Source organism: Actinomadura sp. RB99, from assembly GCF_014706005.1.
GTDB lineage: Bacteria > Actinomycetota > Actinomycetes > Streptosporangiales > Streptosporangiaceae > Spirillospora.
In genome coordinates this window covers 1-20,001 of record NZ_JABMCA010000016.1, presented here as the reverse complement: position 1 = coordinate 20,001, position 20,001 = coordinate 1, and the positions used below count along the sequence as shown (strand labels likewise).

General features: G+C 74.4%; 20 protein-coding genes. 8 read left to right on the top strand and 12 right to left on the bottom strand.

Translation table 11 applies throughout. The annotated features are described in order from the left end of the window. Positions 1 to 14 precede the first annotated feature (14 nt). From amrb99_RS16910 to amrb99_RS50095, 3 genes are read right to left on the bottom strand one after another with little or no spacing between them, the layout of a single operon-like run. The gene (locus amrb99_RS16910; RefSeq protein WP_190856936.1) at positions 15 to 1,274 is read right to left on the bottom strand and encodes a PP2C family protein-serine/threonine phosphatase; all 1,260 of its coding nucleotides are present in this window, start codon (positions 1,272 to 1,274) and stop codon (positions 15 to 17) included. 50 nt (positions 1,275 to 1,324) lie between these two features. Beyond that, on the bottom strand, positions 1,325 to 1,831 hold the full coding sequence (locus tag amrb99_RS16905; protein ID WP_190856935.1) for an MSMEG_6728 family protein: 507 nt from the start codon (positions 1,829 to 1,831) through the stop codon (positions 1,325 to 1,327). 28 nt (positions 1,832 to 1,859) lie between these two features. Beyond that, entirely contained in the window at positions 1,860 to 3,677 is a 1,818-nt protein-coding gene (locus amrb99_RS50095) for a serine/threonine-protein kinase (RefSeq protein WP_206699973.1), read from the bottom strand. A 264-nt stretch (positions 3,678 to 3,941) separates the two neighbouring features. Here amrb99_RS50095 and amrb99_RS16895 point away from each other — a divergent pair, with 264 nt between their 5' ends. The 3 genes from amrb99_RS16895 to amrb99_RS16885 are packed head-to-tail and all read left to right on the top strand — an operon-like array spanning position 3,942 to position 7,543. Further along, entirely contained in the window at positions 3,942 to 4,826 is an 885-nt protein-coding gene (locus tag amrb99_RS16895; RefSeq protein ID WP_190856934.1) for an arpA protein, read from the top strand. 47 nt (positions 4,827 to 4,873) lie between these two features. Next, a complete protein-coding gene (locus tag amrb99_RS16890; protein WP_190856933.1) occupies positions 4,874 to 5,686 on the top strand; it encodes a class I SAM-dependent methyltransferase in 813 nt (270 codons plus the stop codon). 54 nt (positions 5,687 to 5,740) lie between these two features. Beyond that, the gene (locus amrb99_RS16885; RefSeq protein WP_190856932.1) at positions 5,741 to 7,543 is read left to right on the top strand and encodes a choline/carnitine O-acyltransferase; all 1,803 of its coding nucleotides are present in this window, start codon (positions 5,741 to 5,743) and stop codon (positions 7,541 to 7,543) included. Positions 7,544 to 7,580: 37 nt separating this feature from the next. Here the strand turns inward: amrb99_RS16885 and amrb99_RS16880 are convergent, their stop codons facing one another. The 7 genes from amrb99_RS16880 to amrb99_RS16850 form a co-directional block, all read right to left on the bottom strand. Further along, positions 7,581 to 7,949: a group 1 truncated hemoglobin gene (locus amrb99_RS16880; RefSeq protein WP_190856931.1), complete on the bottom strand. Its 369-nt coding sequence runs from the start codon at positions 7,947 to 7,949 to the stop codon at positions 7,581 to 7,583. A 97-nt stretch (positions 7,950 to 8,046) separates the two neighbouring features. Beyond that, positions 8,047 to 8,454 carry a hypothetical protein gene (locus tag amrb99_RS16875; RefSeq protein WP_190856930.1) on the bottom strand — a complete coding sequence of 136 codons (408 nt, stop codon included), beginning with the start codon at positions 8,452 to 8,454 and terminating at the stop codon, positions 8,047 to 8,049. Then, positions 8,451 to 9,110 (bottom strand): TetR/AcrR family transcriptional regulator, encoded by a 660-nt coding sequence (locus tag amrb99_RS16870; RefSeq protein ID WP_190856929.1) that lies wholly within the window; start codon positions 9,108 to 9,110, stop codon positions 8,451 to 8,453. Before amrb99_RS16870 ends, amrb99_RS16875 begins: the two co-directional genes overlap by 4 nt. Positions 9,111 to 9,151: 41 nt before the next feature. Continuing rightward, positions 9,152 to 10,402 carry an ABC transporter permease gene (locus amrb99_RS16865; RefSeq protein WP_190856928.1) on the bottom strand — a complete coding sequence of 417 codons (1,251 nt, stop codon included), beginning with the start codon at positions 10,400 to 10,402 and terminating at the stop codon, positions 9,152 to 9,154. Next, positions 10,399 to 11,097 carry an ABC transporter ATP-binding protein gene (locus amrb99_RS16860; protein ID WP_190856927.1) on the bottom strand — a complete coding sequence of 233 codons (699 nt, stop codon included), beginning with the start codon at positions 11,095 to 11,097 and terminating at the stop codon, positions 10,399 to 10,401. The genes amrb99_RS16865 and amrb99_RS16860 overlap by 4 nt, the downstream gene beginning before the upstream one ends. Continuing rightward, positions 11,094 to 12,230, bottom strand: coding sequence for a peptidoglycan-binding protein (locus amrb99_RS16855; protein ID WP_190856926.1), 1,137 nt, complete (start codon positions 12,228 to 12,230; stop codon positions 11,094 to 11,096). The genes amrb99_RS16860 and amrb99_RS16855 overlap by 4 nt, the downstream gene beginning before the upstream one ends. Continuing rightward, a complete protein-coding gene (locus amrb99_RS16850) occupies positions 12,227 to 12,739 on the bottom strand; it encodes a hypothetical protein (RefSeq protein ID WP_190856925.1) in 513 nt (170 codons plus the stop codon). The genes amrb99_RS16855 and amrb99_RS16850 overlap by 4 nt, the downstream gene beginning before the upstream one ends. Positions 12,740 to 12,906: 167 nt before the next feature. Between amrb99_RS16850 and amrb99_RS16845 the strand changes: the two genes are divergently transcribed. From amrb99_RS16845 to amrb99_RS16830, 4 genes are all read left to right on the top strand, one after another. Then, positions 12,907 to 13,563: a response regulator transcription factor gene (locus amrb99_RS16845; protein ID WP_190856924.1), complete on the top strand. Its 657-nt coding sequence runs from the start codon at positions 12,907 to 12,909 to the stop codon at positions 13,561 to 13,563. After that, positions 13,560 to 14,810, top strand: a complete 1,251-nt coding sequence (locus amrb99_RS16840; RefSeq protein ID WP_190856923.1) for an ATP-binding protein — start codon at positions 13,560 to 13,562, stop codon at positions 14,808 to 14,810. The genes amrb99_RS16845 and amrb99_RS16840 overlap by 4 nt, the downstream gene beginning before the upstream one ends. A gap of 216 nt (positions 14,811 to 15,026) precedes the next feature. Further along, positions 15,027 to 15,605 carry a papain-like cysteine protease family protein gene (locus amrb99_RS16835; protein WP_190856922.1) on the top strand — a complete coding sequence of 193 codons (579 nt, stop codon included), beginning with the start codon at positions 15,027 to 15,029 and terminating at the stop codon, positions 15,603 to 15,605. Between the two features lies 1 nt (position 15,606). Next, a complete protein-coding gene (locus tag amrb99_RS16830; RefSeq protein WP_190856921.1) occupies positions 15,607 to 16,413 on the top strand; it encodes a hypothetical protein in 807 nt (268 codons plus the stop codon). Between the two features lie 99 nt (positions 16,414 to 16,512). Here the strand turns inward: amrb99_RS16830 and amrb99_RS16825 are convergent, their stop codons facing one another. After that, positions 16,513 to 17,478 (bottom strand): LysR family transcriptional regulator, encoded by a 966-nt coding sequence (locus amrb99_RS16825; RefSeq protein WP_190856920.1) that lies wholly within the window; start codon positions 17,476 to 17,478, stop codon positions 16,513 to 16,515. A 114-nt stretch (positions 17,479 to 17,592) separates the two neighbouring features. After that, entirely contained in the window at positions 17,593 to 18,546 is a 954-nt protein-coding gene (locus amrb99_RS16820; protein ID WP_347256715.1) for a helix-turn-helix domain-containing protein, read from the bottom strand. A gap of 242 nt (positions 18,547 to 18,788) precedes the next feature. On the opposite strand from amrb99_RS16820, the gene amrb99_RS16815 reads away from it, so the two are divergent. Beyond that, the coding region (locus amrb99_RS16815; protein ID WP_190856918.1) for an ATP-binding protein at positions 18,789 to 20,001 on the top strand (1,213 nt) is incomplete at its 3' end.

The window sequence follows — 20,001 nt, the reverse complement described above, 5'->3', positions numbered from 1 at the left end:
GTCCCCGGCGCGGGTCAGGCCCCGTCGGGGGCGGGACGGCGCACGCCGCCGCCCGAGCCGCGCCACTCCAGCAGCAGGACGGTGGCGTCGTCGTCGAGCCGGCCCTCGTGGTGCACGAGGATGCTGTGGACGAGCCGGCGCAGCGTCTCGGGGACCGGCAGCCCGTCGGCGTTGCGGCGGATGATGAAGTCGACGAACCGGACGAGCCCGAACTCCTCCTTGTCCGGGTCGCGGGCCTCCACGATGCCGTCGGTGTAGAGCAGCAGCCGGTCGCCGGGTTCGAGCTGCTCCCGGCAGACCGCCGGCTCGACGCCGAGGTCGGTGCCCAGCGGGTGGCCGGGCTCGCAGGCCAGCGTCGTCACCCAGCGGCCGCCGCGGATCACGACCGGCGGCGGGTGGCCGTGCGAGATCCACGAGAGCATCCCGGTGCGGGTGTCGAGCTCCGCGAGGACCCCGGTGACGAAGCGGCCCGACGCGTCCTGCTCGATCAGCACCTCCTCGATGGCGCGGCCGCTCTCCACCAGGCTCGCGCCCTGCAGCCTGCTGTTGCGGTGCGCCCCGACGGCGAGGGTCGCGGTGATGCCGGCCGAGGTGTCGTGTCCCATCGCGTCGAAGACGGCGAGGTGGACGGTGTCGCCCGCGATGCCGTAGTCGAAGGTGTCGCCGCCCAGCTTGTAGGCGGGCTCCAGCGCCGCGCCGATCACCATCGCGTCGTTGGCGAACGTCATGGGCGGGAGCAGCCGCCACTGCATCTCCGCGGAGACGGTCATGTCGCGGGTGCGCACCAGCCGGGCGAGCGAGTCGCTGGTCGGTCCCTTGCTGACGATCAGCAGCGCGACCAGGCCGGCGAGGTACTCGGCGTCGGCCTCGGCCTGCTCGTCCCCGGGGTCGACCGTCACCCGCATCACGCCGATCCGTTCCGAGCCGTCCAGGATCGGTACCCAGATGTGGTGGGCGCCGTCGTGCTCGGACTGCCCCGCGACGCTCGCGACGTTCTGGTACGCGCGGCCGGCGAGGGTTCCCTCGACGCGGATCTCCTCCGTTTCGGGACCGGAGTCCCGGCCGGCGTCGGCGCCCCGGCCGGTGAGCAGCCGCAGCACCTGCTGCTGGAGGTCCACCACGTAGATCCGCACGTCGTGGAGGCCGGCGCGCGCGGCATGCTCGGCGACCACGCCGGGCAACTGCTCCAGCGAGATCACGTGGCTGGCGGCCACCAGGTCGCACAGCAGCCGCTCGCCGCGCGGGCGGCCGTCCGGCCGTCCTTCGGCGTTCATCGCGCACCTCCGGCTAGGGGCCCCGCCCGGGCCCGCCTCCAGCCAGGGCCCTACCCCTCATCAGCGCCGGTATGACCCCCGGGACGCTCCGGGCGCGGGCGGTCCGAGCGCGGCCAGAGGTAAGGGAGATCGTCGGGAACGTCCGGGAAAAGCGGGCCGTAGTGGACCGGGTCCTTGCGGACGAGCGCGGAGCGGTGGCTGCGGTGGAACGCGGGCTCGCCGAGCCAGGGCGGCAGCTGGCCGGCGCGGTGCAGTGCCTCCTGGTCGCGCGCCCGCGTGGGGCCTCCTCCGGCGGCGAGCTCGGCGGTCATCGTCGCGGCGCAGGTGTCGGCGCGGCCGAGCGCGCACCATCGCGCGCAGATCTCCAGGCCGTAGCGGACGACGGCCTCCTCGTACCCGGTCCACATGAGCACCGCGGGGTGGCGCTGCCAGCCGTATCCGGGGACGGTCAGGGCGCGGAACACCTGGAGCGCCTCGACCCGCTGCTTGCCGAGCCGCCGCGGGTCGAGGACGCGGGCGGTGGCGGTGAAGTCCGGGTACGGCAGGAACGTCTGCACCTCCCTCCCGTACCCGGTGCCCGCCCGGTCACTTCGGCAGGAGCGCGGCGAACTCGGGTTTCAGCAGGTCGCGGACCTTGGCGTAGGGGGCGCCGAAGTCGAGGTTGCCGCAGCCGTCGCTGCCGGAGTCGAACCAGGCCACCTGGAAGTCCGACGGGGTGAGGAAGGCGCTCAGGCGCGGCGGGGTGTGCGGAGCGCCCCGGTACAGGCCCTCGGGCGAGGTGGGCTGGAAGTCGCCGGGCTTCCAGGGCTTGCCCCCGGAGCAGTCGGCCCACGGGCGCCCGTCCCGCTGGACGAGCCGGGAGTAGAGCGTTCCCGTCCCGGGCGCGGTCAGCGTGCCGGGGCGGAAGACATCGGCCGCGGCGAGCCGCCGCCCGGTGCGCAGGTCGATGGTGACGACCTCGCCGCCGGGCGCTCCGTCGGCCTTCTGGCACCAGTCGGACATCTGGAAGTACCGGACGGACACCAGGCGCGGCCCGTTGAGCCCCAGGCGCGTCTGGACGGTCACCGTGGTCGGGGTGCTCCCGCACGCGACCTGCTTGCGGCTCTCCTTCGCCAGCGCGATCAGGTCGTCGAGCGGGGCGCGGAGCTCGGCGTTGATGCGACGCTGGAGGGCCGCGTCGTGCAGTCCGGTGACGGTCGCGTACCGCGCGCCGTCCACCTTGATGGACGCGCCGGGGATCGTCTCGTTCTGGGCGGCGAGGGTCAGGACGGGATGGTCCTTCGGGGGTTTCTTGGTCGTGTCCTTCGTCGCGTAGACGGCGCCCCCGGCCGCAGCGGCGACGACGGCGGCGCCGGCCGCCGCCAGCGCGCCCTTGCCCGCGGCGGTGGCGAGGAAGCCCTTGCCGGCGGCCGCCCCGGCGGATCCCGCTCCGGCGGACGCGCCGCCGCCCGTCCCGGCGGCGCCCGCCGTACCGGCCGTCCCTGCCGTCCCGGCCGTCCCCGCGGCGCCCGCGCCGGTGGCGGCGGCGCCCGGGGCGACCGCGAGAGCGCCCAGCGGGAACAGGGCCGCCAGCGCGACGGCGGCCGCCGCGAGGGCCCGGACGCCCCGCTGCTCCCAGTCCGGCCCGTAGGCGGCGACCGCCGCCGACTCGAGCTGGCCAACGAACGCGGCGGCGCCGGGCGGGCGGTCCCCGGCCTGCTTCGCCAGCCCCTTCAGCACGAGCGGGCGCAGCGCCTCGGGGACGTCCGCCACGTCCGCCGCGGCGGTCAGGTGCTGGTTCATCAGCGCGACGCGCTCGCCGGCCGCGAACGGCCGCCGCCCGGTCACGCACTCGACGAACACGCAGGTCGCGGCGTACACGTCGGTCGCGGGGGTGGCGGCCTCGCCGCGCCACTGCTCGGGCGCCATGTAGGCGGGCGTCCCGGCGGCCGAACCCTGCCCGGCCAGCACGGCCACGCCGAAGTCGACCAGCTTGCTCAGCCCGTCCGGCCGGACGACCACGTTCGCGGGCTTGTAGTCGCGATGGACGACGCCGACGGCGTGCGCGGCGGCGAGCCCGAGCAGCGAGCCCTTCAGCACGGTCAGCGCCGCCTCCGGCGCGAGCCGCCCGTGCTCGGCCAGCACCGCCTTCAGCGACGCGCCGTTCACCGCCTCCATCACGATCGCGGCGCCCTCGCCGCTCTCCACGAAGCGGAAGAGCCGCGCCACGTACGGGCTGGTCAGCCGGCCGAGCATCTGCGCCTCGGCGCGCAGCCCCGCGACGGCCGCCGGGTCCGCGCCGGTCAGGTACTTGATCGCGACGGGCGCGCCGGTCTCGGCGTGCCGGGCCAGTACGACGCGGCCCTGCGCGCCGCGGCCTAGCTCGCGATCCTCGATGAAGCCCGTCAGCCGCCAGTCCGCCATGCGCCCTCCTGGGGAAAAGTAGTGGACCAGTGTCCCAACCGTCGATGACGCCGTCACCCGGGCGAAGGTTCGCGCCGATCGCGACCCGGGGGTGATATGGGACACACCGGACAGTGTGCCGGCGCGGGCAGTGGACCGTTCGAAGACACAGGTCACCGACCGGGCTTATCGAATTCTGACAAAGCCGCCGGGAAAACACGGCCATGAATGTGCACGGGGAATGTGCTAAAACCCGGATGGGGTTCGCCACGCGGAAGGATCTTGATGGGCGCAGTGGAGGCTCGGGCCGCCGGCCGGGCGGCAGGAACGGAACTGGTCGACACCGATCTCTATCCGCTGGACGAACCGGACGGCGCGGGCTGGACCGCCGTCGTTTCCCGGGTCCGGGAGGAGCTGGCAAATTCCGGGTGCTGCGTGCTTCCGGACTTCATTCGCGGCGCATTGCAGGAGCGGCTGCGGGCCGAATGCGCCGCCATCGCGCCAGACGCTCATTACGACGTCGAAACGGTGAACGCCTACAACATCGACATCGGCACGCCGCTGCCCGGCGACCACCCCGGCCGTATCACCGTCGAGCGCGGGAACGCGTTCGTGGCCCGCGACCTCATCCCGCGCGACCTGATCGTCCACCGGCTCTATTCCGACCCGCTTTTCCAGCGGTTCGTGGCCGCCTGCTTCGGGCTGCCGCGCGTCCACGAGCTGGGCGACCCGCTGTCCGGGCTCTGCCTGAACGTGGTGAATCCCGGCATGGAGCACCCGTGGCATTTCGACACCAACGAGTTCACGGTGAGCCTGCTGACGCAGCTTCCCGAGGACGGCGGCGTCTTCGAGTACTGCCCGAACATCCGGTCCGCGGCGGACGAGAACTTCGCCGACGTCCGCGACGTCCTCACCGGCCGGGGCGCGCACCTGGTGCGGCGGCTGGTGCTGCGCCCCGGTGACCTGCAGCTCTTCAAGGGGCGCTACTCCCTGCACCGGGTCAGCGAGGTGCGCGGGGACGTCGCGCGGCACACCGCGATCCTCGCCTACAGCGAGCGGCCCGGCGTGGTCGGCAGCGTCGCGCGGACCCGGCAGCTGTTCGGCCGGGTGCTGCCCGAGCACCTGGCGGCGGAGGGACGCGCCGTCCGGGTGGACGCGCTGCTCGACTGAAGCGAGAACCGCCCGGCCCATCCGCCTTCTCCAGGAAGGACCGCGACGTGCGCGTCGACACGACCGGAAAGATCTCGCTGGACCACATCTACACCGAGCCCGACCCGCGCGCCTACTTCGGCACCCTGCGGGGCCTCGACTACAACATCCCCGAACTGGCGAAGCCGCACTTCTCCGGGCTCATCGCCGAATACCGGGAGGCCCGCGGCGTGCCGGTCCCGAAGGTCGTGGACATCGGCTGCTCGTACGGCATCAACGCGGCGCTGCTGAAATACGGCGCCACCATGGCGGAGCTGTACGATCGCTACGCCGGCCGCGACGCCGAACGGCTCACCCGCGGCGCCCTCCTGTCCCGCGACCGTGAGCTGGTCCGTTCCCGTGAAGCTGCGAATCGCGTCCGCTTCGTCGGTCTCGACGCGTCCGAGAACGCGCTCTCCTATGCGCTCGACGCCGGTTTCCTGGACGGCGCCGTGCACGCCGATCTCGAGGACCGCGATCCGACGGACGAGCAGGCCGCGCTTCTGGCCGGCGCCGATCTCGTCATTTCCACCGGCTGCCTCGGTTACGTCACCGAGCGGACGATCGCGCGCGTCGTCGAGGCGGCGGGCGGGCGCCGGCCGTGGATGGCGCATTTCATCCTGCGCATGTTCCCGTTCGACCCGGTCGCCGACACGCTGGCGGCGGCGGGGTACGAGACGGTCCGCCGCGACGGCCTGTTCCGGCAGCGGCGGTTCGCGACGGAGGAGGAGCAGGCGCTCGTGCTGGACACGCTGGCGGACGCCGGCGTCGACCCGTCCGGGCTGGAGGACGGCGGCTGGCTCTACGCGGGCCTGTACGTGTCGCGCCCGCGCGGGGAATGACCACCATCGGCCCCGGGCGTGCGGAACGCCCGGGCATGGAGAACGAGGGACGAAGTGAACCCCACCCCTGAACCGTCGGCCCGCACCTTCGGCAACGAGGACGCGCTGCCCCGGGTGCCGCTCCCCGCGCTCGACGAGACCTGCGAGCGGTTCCTGGAGTGGTGCGCGCCGCTGCTCACCGAGGCGGAGCTGGCGGAGACGCGCGCGGCGGTGGAGGCGTTCGCCCGGCCGGACGGCCCGGGCCGCGCCCTGCACGCCGCCCTGGAGCGCTACGACGCCGAGCCCGGCGTGCGCAGCTGGCTGGACACGTTCTGGCCGTACCGCTACCTCGGGCGGCGCGACCGGATCGCGTTGAACGCGAACTTCTTCTTCCTGTTCCAGGACACCGGGGAGCGGCAGCTGGAGCGCGCGGCCGGGCTGATCGCCGGCGCGCTGGACTACAAGCTGCTGCTGGACGACGAGCGGGTCCCGCCGGTCCTGCAGCGCGGCGCGCCGCTGTCGATGGAGCAGAACAAGTTCCTGTTCTCCACCACGCGCATCCCGGGCGCCGAGCAGGACACCGTCCGCGCCCCCTACAGCGCCGAGTGGCCGGGGCCGTCGCAGGCCAGGCACATCGTCGTGTTCTACCGGGGCAACATCGTCCGGATGGACGTGATCGGCCCGGACGGCGTCCCGCACACGCTGGACGAGCTGGTCGCGGGCCTCGGCACGATCATGAAGGCGGAGCCCGCGCCGGAGCCGTCCGCCGGGCACCTCACCACCAAGGCGCGCGCCGAGTGGGCGGCGAGCCGGGAGGCGCTGCTCGCCGCCGGCCCCGCCAACGCGCGGGCGCTGGACGACATCGAGACCGCGCTGTTCTGCGTCTGCCTGGAGGACGTCGCGCCGAGGAACGACCTGGAGGCGTGCGACAACCTCCTGCACGGCGACAGCGGCAACCGCTGGTTCGACAAGGCCGTCTCCCTGGTCGTCTTCGCCGACGGCACCGCCGGCATCAACGTGGAGCACTGCGGGCTGGACGGCACCACGATCCTCAGCTTCGTGGACGCGCTGCTCGGCGCGTCCGCGGAGGCGCACGCGCAGCGGTCCGGCGCCCGCTCGCAGGGCCTGCCGGCGATCGAGGCGATCGAGTTCGCGCTGGACGACGCGCTGCGCGCCGACATCCGGGACGCGGCCGCCGCGTTCGCCGCCTACGGCGCCGCGACCGCCACGACCTGCGTGTCGTTCGACGACTTCGGCTCCGAGCGCGCCAAGGCGCTGAAGACCTCCCCCGACGCGTTCGTCCAGATGGCGTACCAGCTCGCGCACAAGCGGGCGAAGGGCCTCACCGGCGCCACCTACGAGTCGATCGCGACCCGCCAGTACCGCAACGGGCGCACCGAGGCGATGCGGGTCGTCACCCCGGAGGTGCTGCGGTTCGTCGCGGCGATGGACGACCCGGGCGCGGGCGCCGACGCCCGCCGCGCCGCGTTCCGCGCCGCAGCCGAGGCGCACGTCCGGCGCGCCAAGGACTGCCAGGCGGGCCGCGCGCCCGAGCAGCACCTGTGGGAGCTGCAGCTGATCCAGAAGCGGCGCGGCGCGGAGCTCGGCGTCACCGAGCACCTCGCGCTGTTCGACTCGCCCGGCTGGGTGACGATGCGCGACGACTACCTGAGCACCAGCTCCGCGCCGTCGGTGAACATCCGGTACTTCGGGTTCGGGTCGACGAGCGAGCAGTGCATCGGCGTCGCCTACGTGCTGCTGCCCGACCGGTTCAACCTGTACCTGAGCACGCCGGAGCCGGTCGCGGGCGCCATGTACGACTTCGCCGACCGGCTCCGCGAAGCCGTCCGCGAGCTGCAGGACCTGCTCGCCGGGTAGCGCGCCCCGCCCGGGGGCGCGGTCACCCGGCGCGCGGTCACCCGGCGGGGACGGCGCCGCTCGCGATGTCGTCCGCGAGCGGCGCCACCACCGCGACGATCTCGGCGATGGTGGCGTCCGGGACGCCCGCGGCGGCGAGCGCGGCCACGAGGTGGCCCGCCACCTTGTCGAAGTGGGCGCGCTCGATGCCGCGTCCGAGGTGGACGTCCTTCATCGAGGCGCCGCCGTAGACCATCGGCCCGCCGAGCGCCTGCCCGAAGAACTCGACCTGGCGGCCCTTCAGCCGGGCGAGGTTCGTCCCGGCGAAGAAGCCCTTCAGCTCGTCGTCGGCGAGGATGCGGACGTACAGGTCGTCGACCACGGCGGTCAGCGCGGGCTCTCCTCCGATGGAGTCGTAGATGCTCATGCGTCGAGGACAGCGTCCGGCCTTTTCGCCGCCGTTGCGGGCCCGTTAGCGCTGCGGTACGAAGCGCGCACGAGGCGTCACGGGCGCGGTGAGGGCGTCAGCCCGTCATGAGGTGGCGGTGCACGAGGGGGCCGAGGCCGGCGATGACGACGAACAGGCCGGCGGCGACGTAGAGGTCGCCGTGGGGCGTCGACCGCAGCAGGTACGAGGCGAGGAGCGCGGCGGCGAGCAGCACGCCCTTGGCGGCGGCCGCGCGGGCGAGCGACAGGCGCGGCCCCTCCTGCGGGCGTCCCGCCGTGCGGCGCTTCTGGACGAGGTGCAGCAGCGGCACGCCGACGAAGAGCAGCAGCCCGAACTTGAGGGCGTGCTCCCACAAGGGCTGGCCCGCGTTCCAGGCCCAGACGGCGCCCATGATCAGGCCCGCCGTCCGGTAGACCCGCTTGGTCGATCGGGGGCCGGCCAGGGCGGCGGCGCGGCGGGGCAGGGGGAGGTCCTGACGGGTCACGGCCGCTCCTCGGTCGACGGGTCGGGGGTGTTGGCGATGCCGACGAACAGCCACCGCATCGCCTGGCGGAGCAGGTCGTCCGGCACGCTCGCCGGGTCGAGGCGGCGCTGCCGCAGCAGGCCCTGGAACATCGCGCTCGCGACCGTGGCGACGGTGGCGGCGGGAACCCGGCCGGAGGCGCCGACGCGCGCGAGCACCGGCTCCATGAGCTCCGCGAGGGCCGCCTGCGGCTCGCGTTGCGCGGCGGCCAGCGCCTCCTTCATCTGCGGGTTCCGCATGGCGTAGAGCCACAGCTCGGCCTGCAGGAGGGGCAGGTCGTCGTCCTTGTCGGCGGCCTCCAGGAAGAACCGGCCGAGCGCCGTCTCCGGGTCCTCGGTCCCGGTCTGCACGGCCTCGACGGTCTGCTTTCCCCGCTCGACCCGCGCCCTGGCGCCGCCGGCCATCAGCTCGAGGAACAGCTCCTCCTTGCCGCCGAAGTTGGAATACAGGGCGCCGATCGAGTAGCCCGCCGCCTCGGCGATCTCCTCGACCGACGCCCCCGCGTACCCCTTGCGGGCGAACGTGCGCGCCGCCGCGTCCAGCAAGCGCCGCCGGGTGCGCGCCTTCGCCTCGGCGCGGGTCAGCCGCCTCGGTTTTTCATCACTGTCGCTATCCACATAGCAGACCATATTCAGATAGTGCTCGCTATGTCAATTGCTCAGGGCGCCGCCAGCGCCTCCGTGGGCGACAGGCGGGACGCCCGGATCGCCGGGTAGAGGCCCGCGACCGCGCCGATGACCAGCGTCGCGGCGACGCCGCCGAGCACCGCCCAGGCCGGGATCACGATCGGCCACCCCTGGTACGCGGCGTAGCCGCCGGTGACGAGCGCGCCGATCGCGGCGCCGCCGAGCCCGCCGAGCGCCGACAGCAGCAGCGACTCCGCGAGGAACTGGGTGCGGATCTGGCCGCGGGTCGCGCCGAGCGAGCGGCGCAGCCCGATCTCCGCCCGGCGCTCCAGCACCGAGATGACCATCGTGTTGGCCACCCCGACCCCGCCGACCAGCAGCGCCACCGCGCCGACGCCGAGCAGCAGCCCGGTGAACGCCTCCCCCGCCGCCTTCTTCGCGGCGAGCGCGTCCGACGGCCGCGACACCTGCACCTCGTTCGGCGCCTCCGGGTTCGCGGTCGCGCCGAGCACCTCCCGGACCTGCTCGACGCTCGCGTCCCGCGACCGGGTGTAGATCGTGGTCGCGTGGCCGTCGAACCCGAGCCGCGCCTGCGCCGCCGGCCAGCCGACCAGCGCCGCCGCGTCCAGCTCCGGCGCGAGCGGCGCCGGTTCGAGGATGCCGACCACGGTGAACCACTTGCCGCCGACCAGCACCTGGACGTCCGTCCCGGCGTGCCCGATGCCGAGCCGGTCCGCGGCGGACGAGCCGAGCACCACCGCCGGGAAGTCCTGCGTCGCCGCGGTCAGCCACACCCCGCTGCGCAGCCGCGCGCCGGTCGCGGCGCGCAGGTCCGTGCGGGCCGCGTAGGCGGCGATCCCGTTGGTCTGCGCCTTCGGGACCTTCCCGTTCCGGTACACCTTCGCCCCGTCCAGCAGCCCGATCGCCGACACCTCCTCGACCGGCCGGATCCGCCCGACCATCTCCTCGGCCTCCAGCGGGAGCTGGGCCTGCCCGCCGGTCAGCGTGTTCCCGGGCGTGACCGTGAGCAGGTTGGTGCCGAGCGCCGCGAGCGCGCGGTCGAGGTCGGCGCGCGACGAGGACGACACCCCGACGACCGCGACCATCGCGGCGATCCCGATCGCGATGCCGAGCGCGGACAGGAACGCCCGCATCGGCCGCGTCCGCAGGCCCACCGCGCCGACCTTCAGCACGTCGCCCGGCCCGAGCCGGGCCGGACGCGGCCGGGCCGGACGCGGCCGCCCGGGACCCGGCCGCTCGGGACGCAGCGTCCCCGCGGTCATCGCGCCGCCTCCGCCGGCTCCGCCCGCGCCGGGAGCGCCGAGTCCTCGACCACCAGGCCGTCGCGCATCCGGACCCGGCGCGGCAGCCCCGCCGCGATCTCCCGGTCGTGCGTGATGATCACGACGGTGGTGCCGGCCGCGTGCAGCCCGCGCAGCAGCGCCATCACCCCGTCGCCGGACGCCGAGTCCAGCGCGCCCGTCGGCTCGTCCGCCAGCAGCAGCGCGGGCTCCCCCGCGACGGCCCGCGCGATCGCGACGCGCTGCCGCTCGCCGCCGGACAGCTCGTGCGGCTCGTGGTGCATCCGGTGCGCGAGCCCGACCCGTTCCAGCGCGTCCGCCGCCCGCCGCCGCCGCGCGGCCGGCCGCAGCCCCGAGTACAGGAGCCCGTCGGCGACGTTGTCCAGCGCGCGGGTCCCGGCGGCGAGATGGAACTGCTGGAACACGAACCCGATCCGGCTCGCCCGCAGCGCCGACAGCGCCGCGTCCGGTAGCCGCCCGACGTCGTGCCCGTCGATGCGGACGGTCCCCGACGTCGGCCGGTCCAGGGTGCCGAGCACGTTCAGCATCGTCGACTTGCCCGACCCCGACGGCCCGACGATCGCGACCAGCTCCCCGGCGCCGACGTGCAGCGACACCCCGCCGAGCGCCCGGACGCCGCCCGGGTACTCCTTGGTCACCTCGCGCAGCTCGATCATTTCGGCACCCCCACGACGGTGCCCTCGGCGACGCCCGCGCCGGACACCTCGACCCGCCCGTCGGCGAACAGCCCGGTCTTCACCGGGACGTACGACGACGTCGAGCCCTTCACGACCTCGACGCCGAACCCGCCCTCCGACAGCGCGACCAGCGCGGTGACCGGGACCGTCAGCACCTCCTTGCGGGCGCCCGCGGTGAAGGTGACGTCGACGGCGGCGAGCGCGTACCTCGCCGCGGCCTTGCGCGCCTTCGACGACCGCAGCCAGATCATCACCTCGACCTTCGTGGACGGGTCGGCGCCCTGCCCGTCGCCCGGCTTGATCACCGTGGAGACCTCGTCGATCCGCCCGCTCACCGTCGTGTCGTCGGGGAGCGTGACCTCGACCGCGGCGCCCTTGCGGGCCATCCGCTGGTCGGTCGTGTCCAGCTCGACGGTGACGGCCTTGTCGGTGCCGGTGTAGGTGAGCACCTTCCGGCCGGGGCCGGTCGGGTCCCCGGCATTCGCCTGGAGACTGTCGATCCGGACGGGTTCCGGCGCGAACACCACCCGGCCCAGCTCGACCGTTCCGGTCTCGTCGAGGCCGAGGTCGTCCTGCCATTTCTCGACGGCGTCGGCGGTGTCGGCGGTGTACTCCTTGTCGACGGTGAATCCGTCATAGCCGAGCGCTTTCAGGTTCTTCTCGAAACGCTCGACGTCCGCCCCCTCGGTGCCGATCCGCAGCGGACGGTACGCCGGTTTCGACCCGTACATGAGGACGACCGGATCGCCGTCCACCTCGTACAGGGCCTGGCCCCGCTTGATGACGTCGCCGCTCTCGGGGACCTTGGTCAGCGTGCCCTGGAGCCGGCTCGTCGCGGTGTAGGTGGGGCCGTAGCCGAGCGAGCCGTCCTCGGTCTGCTCGTCCTTCAGCGTCTGCCGCGTGACCTGCGTCGTGTTCGGCGGAAGGGCGGTCGCCCGGTCCTTGCCGGAACCGCCTCCGGTGTTCAGCGCGACGGCGGCCGCACCGCCCGCGACGGCCACCGCGGCCGCCGCCGCGAGGACGGCCCGCCGGCCGGGACGGCGCCGCCGCGCGCGGCGCCTGTCGTCCTCGGGCGCCCGCTCCCCGGGCGCCCGCTCCCCGAGGGCCGTCACTTCGGGCCGCCCGCCATGATGTCCTTGCACTTCTGCTGGGCGTTGTTGAAATCGGGGTCCTCGGACAGCTTCTTGTCCATGATGATCCCCTGCTGGCCCGGCTTCGGGTCCGGGAAGTCCTCGACGCCGTTCTTGCGCATGCACTCGGCGAATTTCCCGACCTGCTCCTGCATTTTCGGATCCGGCTTCGCGGCGCCGTTCTCCATCGGGTTGTACTGGCGGCACGCCTCCTGCGCCTTGTCGACCTTCTCCTTCGGCGTGCTGCCGTCGAGCTTGAGCGTCACGCGCCCGCCCTGCGGGTCGTCCATCGGAACGCCGTGCTCGCGCATGCACTGGGCGTACTTCACCCCCATCCCCTGCGGGTCGGCGCTCTTGGACGCGGTGGCCTGCTTGCCGCCGCCCGCCGACGCCACCCCGCCGTCCCCGCCGTCCTTCGACCCGCAGCCGGTCAGCGCGAGCGCCATCACCAGCGGCAGCGCCGCAAGGGCGCCCTGGGTGCGCAGTCGCATGTCTCGTCCCCTCGTTCGGCGGCCGGACGTGCTCCGGCCGGACGAGGAGCGATGCAACGCGGCCGCACGTTTCCCCACCGTTTCCGCCCGCCCCGGCCACGGCCCTTACGGCGAGGAAACACACCGCCCGGCACCATCGGCGGTCTGGACCTGGCGGAGGGAACGGCATGCGGGTGCTGGTGGTGGAGGACGAGCGGCTCCTCGCGGACGCGATCGCGGAATGGCTGCGGGACGAGGCGCACGCCGTCGACCTCGCGCACGACGGGGCGTCCGCCCTCGAACGCGCGGGCGTCAACGACTACGACGTCGTCGTGCTGGACCGGGACCTGCCCGTCGTGCACGGCGACGACGTCTGCCGGCAGCTGGTCACGGCGGGCGCGGCGGCGCGGGTGCTGATGCTGACCGCCGCCGCCGAGATCACCGACCGGGTCGCCGGGCTCGGCCTCGGCGCCGACGACTACCTGACCAAGCCGTTCGCGTTCGCCGAGCTGGCCGCCCGCGTCCTCGCCCTCGGCCGCCGGTCCCGGCCCGCCGCGCCGCCGACGCTGTGCCGCGCCGGGATCACCCTCGACCCGGCGCGCCGCGAGGTGTTCCGCGACGGCCGGTACGTCCCGCTGGCGCGCAAGGAGTTCGCCGTCCTGGCCGAGCTGCTGCGCGCGGACGGCGCGGTCGTGTCCGCCGAGCAGCTGCTGGAGAAGGCGTGGGATGAGCACGCCGACCCGTTCACCGGCGCGGTCCGGCTGACCGTGCTGAAGCTGCGCCGCAAGCTCGCCGAGCCGCCCGTCATCGAGACCGTCAAGGGAGCGGGGTACCGGATCCCGTGAAGATCCCCGCGATCGGACGGCCGCGCCGCGTGTCGCTGCGCGCCCGCCTCACGCTGACCTACGGCGGCCTGTTCCTCGCCGCCGGCCTGGTGCTCCTCGGCGTCACGTACGCGCTGTTCACCCAGCAGCTCGACCGGTCCGGGACGCGGGTCCTCGCCCGCGTCACGACGCAGCAGTCCGGGGCGCCCAACGGCGGTGGCCGGACGCTGGTGAACGTGGACGGGACCTCCCGGAACCTCCCCGACGCCAACGCGGCCACCGCGGACATCGAGCGCATGATGCGCAAGCAGCACGACGAGTACCAGGCCGCCGCGACGAAGTCCCTGGTCACCGAGGGGTCGATCGCGCTGCTGATCGTCGCCGGCGTCGCCGCCGGGTTCGGCTGGCTGATCGCCGGCCGCGTCCTGACCCCGCTGCACCGGGTGACCGAGACGGCGCGGCGGATCGCCGCCGCGCCCGCCGCCGACCGCGTCCTGCACGAGCGGATCGCCCTGCACGGGCCGCACGACGAGGTCAAGGAGCTGGCCGACACCTTCGACACGATGGTGGAGCGGCTCGACCGGTCGTTCGACGGGCAGCGCCGCTTCGTGGCGAACGCCTCGCACGAGCTGCGCACCCCGCTGACGCTCGGCCGCGCGCTCGTCGAGGTCGCGATGCACCGCAGGACGGCGTCCCCGGACGTGCTGCGCCTCGGCGAGGACCTGCTGCAGATCACCTCGCGGCACGAACGCCTGATCGGCGGGCTGCTGCTGCTCGCCCGCTCGGAGAACGAGATCACCGGCCGCGCCCCGGTGGACCTCGCGGACGTGGTCCCGCACGTCGCGGCGCGGACCGCGCCGGAGGCCGAGCAGGCCGGCGTCACCGTCACGGCCGCGCCCGAAGAGGCCATGACCAGCGGCGACGCGCTGCTCCTCGAACGCGTCGTGGAGAACCTCGTCGAGAACGGCATCCGCCACAACACGGGCAAGGGCGGCGGCTGGGTGAGCGTCACGTCCGGCACGCGGGGCGGACGCGCCGTCCTGGAGGTCGCCAACTCGGGCCCGCACGTCCCGTCCTACGAGGTGCCGGGCCTGTTCGAGCCGTTCCGCCGCCTCGACGCCGACCGCGTCATCACCGCCAAGGGCGCGGGCCTCGGCCTGTCCATCGTGCAGTCGATCGTCCGCGCCCACGACGGCGAGGTCACCGCCCGCCCCCGCCCCGAAGGCGGCCTCACCGTGACCGTCACCCTCCCCGCCACCCCGCCCTGACCCCGGAATTCACCGTCCGGCGCCGGGTCATATCTGGAAGTTATGACCTGTTGGCATTTCCCGGCTTTTTGGGGTGGATGAGACTGTCATGGCGTTGCTTCGGCCTCGCGCACGGCAGTTTCCGTCCGGAGAATCCACCCCCGGCACCGGAGGGAATTGCACGGCTCCCCGTGCGCGAGGCGCTCTTCGGCACGCCGGGAGAAAAGGCGGAAGCGAATGAGAACGCGTACCCGGTCCGCCCGGGCACGGTGGCGGCTCACGTGCGGGGCCGCGGCGGCGGGCGCCCTCACCGCCGCGGCCGGCACCGGAGTCGCCGCGGCCGGCGAACTCCCGATCACCCAGCAGGTGCAGCAGCAGGACCAGTGGTGCTGGGCCGCCAGCGGGCTGACGATCGCGAAGTACTTCGGCGTCGGCAACGTCAGCCAGAACGACTTCTGCAACCTCGCGCGGGGGTACCCGCGGGGCGGTTACTGCCCGAACCAGGCCGGGCAGCTGCAATGGGACCAGCGCGCGTTCCAGGCGCTCGGCCTGAGCCCCGGCTACGTCAGCGGGCCCCTCTCGTTCCAGGGCGTGGAAAGCGAGATCGACGGGCGGCGGCCCGTCCAGACCGGAATCTACTGGAGCGCCGGCGGCGGGCACTCGCAGGTCATCTACGGCTACGACCCGTACAGCCGGACCATCTCCTACGGCGACCCGTGGCCGTCCAGCCCGCGGTACTCCGAAATGGCCTACAGCAGTTACGTCAGCAATTACCAGTTCCAATGGGCCCAGGCCCTGTCGGGGATCGGTGGTTGAGATGCGCACCTCAGCGAAGCTCGCCGCGGGAGCGGTGACCGCCGGCCTCGGCGTCACGATGGTCGCGGGCAGCGGGACGGCGCTGGCCGACGGCCCGTCCCCCGCCGACACGGCGGCCGCCGCCAAGGTCGCCGCCTCGCCCGCCGCCAGGGAGCGGCTCGCGACCTTCTTCGTCCACCTCGACCAGCACCAGCGGGGCGAACTGACGGACCAGGCCGTCAGCAAGGCCGCGAAGGCGGCGAAGGCGCCGGCGCTGGACGGCGCGGTCCGCCCCGTCTACACGCTGAACCCGGCGTTCGTGCAGGGACGGCGGGACGCGTCCGTCGCCGCGTTCGCCTACCTCGCGGTCGGCGCGCACTCGGCGACCGGCCAGCACGCCACGATGTGGCTGGTCAAGCAGGGCACGGGCTGGAAGGTCATGAACGTGATCTCCGGCACCGACGAGGCCGCCTACCCGGCGCGGGCCGGCGGCGGCACGGTGTTCACCGAGCCGCAGATCAACGCCTGGTACCGGCTCAAGGACGGCCGGGTCACCGGCCTGAACCGCACCGCCACGACGTCTGTAGGGAAACGCGGCGTGACGGTGGCGGCGTACCGGAACCTGGTTCGCGCCCGGTACGCCGACAAGCTCCCGGGATCGTCCTACCAGCGGTCCGGGAGGCTCGGTGGCTACACGCCCCGCACGGGCGTGGGGACGGGGAGCGGCGGCGGAGGCACGACCCTCCTCCTGCCGGCGCTCGGCGCCTGCGGCGCGCTGGCCGCGGCGGCCGGCATCGTCGCGGCCCATCGCAGGCGCGTCCCCCGGTAGCCGCCGTCCGCGGGTTCCCGTCCCCCTCCTGGAACCCGCGCCTCGGGGCGTGTCCCGCGGGTCCTGCGCGGTCCGCGGGACGCGCCCCGCGAACCCGCGTCAGGCGGGGAGGGAGGGGCGGGCTTCGGGGTGCTCGTCCCACCACTCGCCGTAGACGCGCTGGGCGCGGACGAGCTCCATGTAGACGTCGGCGAAGACGTCGCGCAGCCGCAGGGCGGCGTCCTCGGCCTCGGGACGCCAGACCAGCACGACGCGCTGGGCGAGCGGGTCGCCGGTGAGCCTCCGGAACGCCATGCCGTCGCGGGGGCCCGCGGTCGGCTGGTAGATGCCGATCGCCCGCCCCGACCGGATGAGCGACGAGGAGATCTGCCAGTCGGTCGCCCAGAACCGCACGCGCGGCTGGAACCCGGCGGCGGCGCAGGCGGCGCGGAAGTAGGCCGGCCAGGGGCCGTCGTCCAGCGGGTCGTCGATCCAGTCGTGCTCGGCCAGTTCGGCGAGGGCGACGGTGCGTCCGGCGGCCAGCGGGCTCGCCGCCGACATCCCGACCAGCGCGGGCTCGCGCTCCACCAGCACCAGCCGCCGCAGCCCCTCCCTGACCGGGCGGCCGTGCCCGACCGGCTCCTGGAACAGCCCGATGTCGAGGGCGCCGGAGGCCAGCAGCGCCGGGATGCGGCCGCCGCCCGGGTCGACGCGCAGGTGCAGCCGCGCGGACGCCGACAGCTCGCCGAGGTGGTCGCTCAGCCGGGTCAGCGCAGGGCACGCCTGCACCCCGACCCGCAGCGACGGCACGGACGCCGGGTCGCGGCGGTGCGCCAGCGCGGCGTTCAGGTCGTCGATGCAGGCCAGCGCCGCGCGCGCCCGCGTCGCGACCTCCGCGCCGACCGGCGTCGGCAGGACCCCCTCCGGGGAGCGGACGAACAGCTGCACGCCGAGGTGGCCCTCGACGCGGCGCAGCATCGTGCTGACGGCGGGCTGGGTGACGCCGAGGCGGGCGGCGGCCTTGCTGATGCTGCCGGTCGCCGCGACGGCCTCGATCATCCTCAGGTGGTGGGGGCCGAGATCCACGAGCGCACGCTCCTACCCGCGTCTGCCCCGTCCGACGAAGTCAGCGGAATGGTAACCCCGAGGGGCGCGCGGATGAATGGAAATGCGTGCCAATCCGGCCGCCCTGGGACGGGGTCAGTGCGCGGCGTGGCGGAGTTCGCGCGGGCTCACCCCGAACCGGCGGCGGAACGCGGTGCTGAGCGCGCTGGCCGAGGAGAACCCGGCGGCGTGCGCGAGGTCGGTGATGGTGACGTCGCGGTCCTGCGGGTTGCGCAGCCGGTCGCGGACGAGCCGCAGCCGCTCCTCGCGGATCAGCTCGCGCGGCGTCGTCCCGGCGTGCTGGAGGGCGAGCTGCACCTGGCGCAGCGACCAGCCGAGGTCCTGGGCCACGGCGGCGCCGGTGAGGCCGGGCTCGGTGGCGTGCTCGCGCACGTACCGGCGCACCACCGCCTCGACCTCGGCGAGGTGGCCGGGCGCGGCGGGCCGCTGCCGCTCGGCGACGATGACGCAGAGCAGCTCGGTGATCCGGTCGCAGGCGGCGTCGAACTGCGCGGCGCTGAGGGCGCGGCGCTCCTCGCCGACGGCCCGCACCATGTCGGCGACGACGCGGCCGAGGCCGGCGGACAGGTCGAGGCCGGTGGCGACCGGCGACGGGCGGCGCAGCCGGCGGTCCATCTCGCGCGCCGGGATCGTCATGACGAACGCCCTGGCGGAGCCGTCGCGGCGGCCCCCGTCCTGCGGGCGGACGGCGCTCGGCCCGTGCCCGGACGCGATGCCGATCCGGAACGGCTCGGCCAGCGTGACGAGGCCGCCGGTGCCGGGGCGCAGCCGCGCCTCCCGGCCGTCCTGGACCAGGGTCAGCTCGCCGTCGAGCGGCAGCAGGAAGCGGTAGCCGTCGGCGCGCTCGCGGCGCGCCTGGCCGGCGGTGCGGACGCAGTCGATCTGCTCCGACCAGCACAGGACGAGCCGGTAGGCGCCGTCGTCCACCCCTGCCCTTCCGCCGTGCCGCACCCGGGCGGGCGCCGCCGAGCCGGCGTCGGGGACGCGCTGATCAGGGCGGCCCGCCGCAGGCGAGGGTAGTACGATCACCGCCGCCAAATCAGGCGAACACGCCGGAAAGTAACGCGTATCGGACTGCCGGTGATCGTGGCATGCGCCTCGCGGCAAGTTCTCTGCGCGCGGGCACAAGCGCGCCCGCCGCGCCCCGGCCTACGGTCACGAAACCGCGGCGCGTCACCTCCCCGACCTGCGCCGTCGGCACCCGTCCCACCGGCCACGAGACGGTCCGACGCCGGCTCGTCCCGCCCGACCCCCTGCGTCACGAGGATCCGATGGAGCAAACCCTGTTGGCGGCGGCGCTCGTCGTCGTGGCCGCCGCCGGCGTCGCCGCCGCCGTCCAGCTGGCGCGCCAGCGGCGGCTGACCGCCGAGCTCCGCGACCAGAACGCCGCCCTCGCGGCCGGCGTCGAACTGCGCGACAAGGAGCTGCGGCACCTCGCCGATGTCCGGCTGCCCGAGCTGATGGACTCGCTCCACAACCCGGGCATGCGCGTCGCCGGCCCCCTGCACGACCTCACCCGCAAGGCGCCCGCCTTCGGCCAGTCCCTGCAGACGGTGATGGACCTGTTCGCCGGGTCCGCCGACCGGGTCAGGGCGCGGGCCGACCAGTCCGCCAAGTCGACCCTCCGCGCGATGATGCGCGCCGTGCAGAGCCTCGCCAACGAGCAGCAGCTCGCCATCTCCTCGATGCAGGAGCGGCACGACGACCCCGACGTGCTCGACGGCCTGCTCCGCATCGACCACATGAACGCCCAGCTCGGCCGGCGCGCGCAGGCCACCGCCGTGCTGTGCGGGTCGTGGCCGGGCCAGCAGCGCTCGGCGTCCTCGATGACCGACGTGGTGCGCGGCGCGACCTCCCGGATCCGCGACTACCTGCGGATCAACCTGGAGGGACCGGTGAACGTCGCGATCACCAGCCGGGCGGTCGAGCCGGTCGTGCTGACGCTCGCCGAGCTGCTCGACAACGCCGCCCGCCACTCCCGCCCGGACACCGCCGTCGAGGTCAACTTCCGCACGGCGCACAACGGCGTCGCCATCACCATCGACGACGCGGGCGTCGCGATGGACGCCGAGGAGCTCCAGCGCGCCGCCGAGCTGCTGTCCGGCGAGACGTCGGTGGACGTGCACCGGCTCGGCGACCCGCCGCGCGTCGGGTTCGCCGTCGCGGGGGTGCTCGCCGCCCGGTACGGGTTCTCGGTGTCGGTCGACTCGCGGTCCCCCTACGGCGGCGTGCGCGCCGTCGTGTTCGTGCCGAGCTCGCTGCTCACCGAGGTGCCCGACGGCCCTCGGACGCGGCCCGCCGCGTCCGGCGGCGCCGAGGGCGGGCAGGCGGCGGCCGCGCCGGACGTCCCGTCCACCGAGCACGGGCTGCCCAAGCGCAGCCGCGTCGCGGTCGCCGACCGCGCCCCCGAACCGGACGAGCCGGACGCGCCCGCCCCGGCCGCCTGGGCCGCGCCGGTGCGCACGGCGCGAGAGACCGCCGCCG

What these genes read in the sequence shown, in the direction of transcription:
- amrb99_RS16860 (WP_190856927.1), bottom strand. Translation starts at nt 11,097, where the DNA reads ATGATCGAGCTGCGCGAGGTGACCAAGGAGTACCCGGGCGGCGTCCGG.
- amrb99_RS16895 (WP_190856934.1), top strand. Translation starts at nt 3,942, where the DNA reads ATGGGCGCAGTGGAGGCTCGGGCCGCCGGCCGGGCGGCAGGAACGGAA.
- amrb99_RS16835 (WP_190856922.1), top strand. Translation starts at nt 15,027, where the DNA reads ATGAGAACGCGTACCCGGTCCGCCCGGGCACGGTGGCGGCTCACGTGC.
- amrb99_RS16850 (WP_190856925.1), bottom strand. Translation starts at nt 12,739, where the DNA reads ATGCGACTGCGCACCCAGGGCGCCCTTGCGGCGCTGCCGCTGGTGATG.
- amrb99_RS50095 (WP_206699973.1), bottom strand. Translation starts at nt 3,677, where the DNA reads ATGGCGGACTGGCGGCTGACGGGCTTCATCGAGGATCGCGAGCTAGGC.
- amrb99_RS16865 (WP_190856928.1), bottom strand. Translation starts at nt 10,402, where the DNA reads ATGACCGCGGGGACGCTGCGTCCCGAGCGGCCGGGTCCCGGGCGGCCG.
- amrb99_RS16830 (WP_190856921.1), top strand. Translation starts at nt 15,607, where the DNA reads ATGCGCACCTCAGCGAAGCTCGCCGCGGGAGCGGTGACCGCCGGCCTC.
- amrb99_RS16910 (WP_190856936.1), bottom strand. Translation starts at nt 1,274, where the DNA reads ATGAACGCCGAAGGACGGCCGGACGGCCGCCCGCGCGGCGAGCGGCTG.
- amrb99_RS16845 (WP_190856924.1), top strand. Translation starts at nt 12,907, where the DNA reads ATGCGGGTGCTGGTGGTGGAGGACGAGCGGCTCCTCGCGGACGCGATC.
- amrb99_RS16880 (WP_190856931.1), bottom strand. Translation starts at nt 7,949, where the DNA reads ATGAGCATCTACGACTCCATCGGAGGAGAGCCCGCGCTGACCGCCGTG.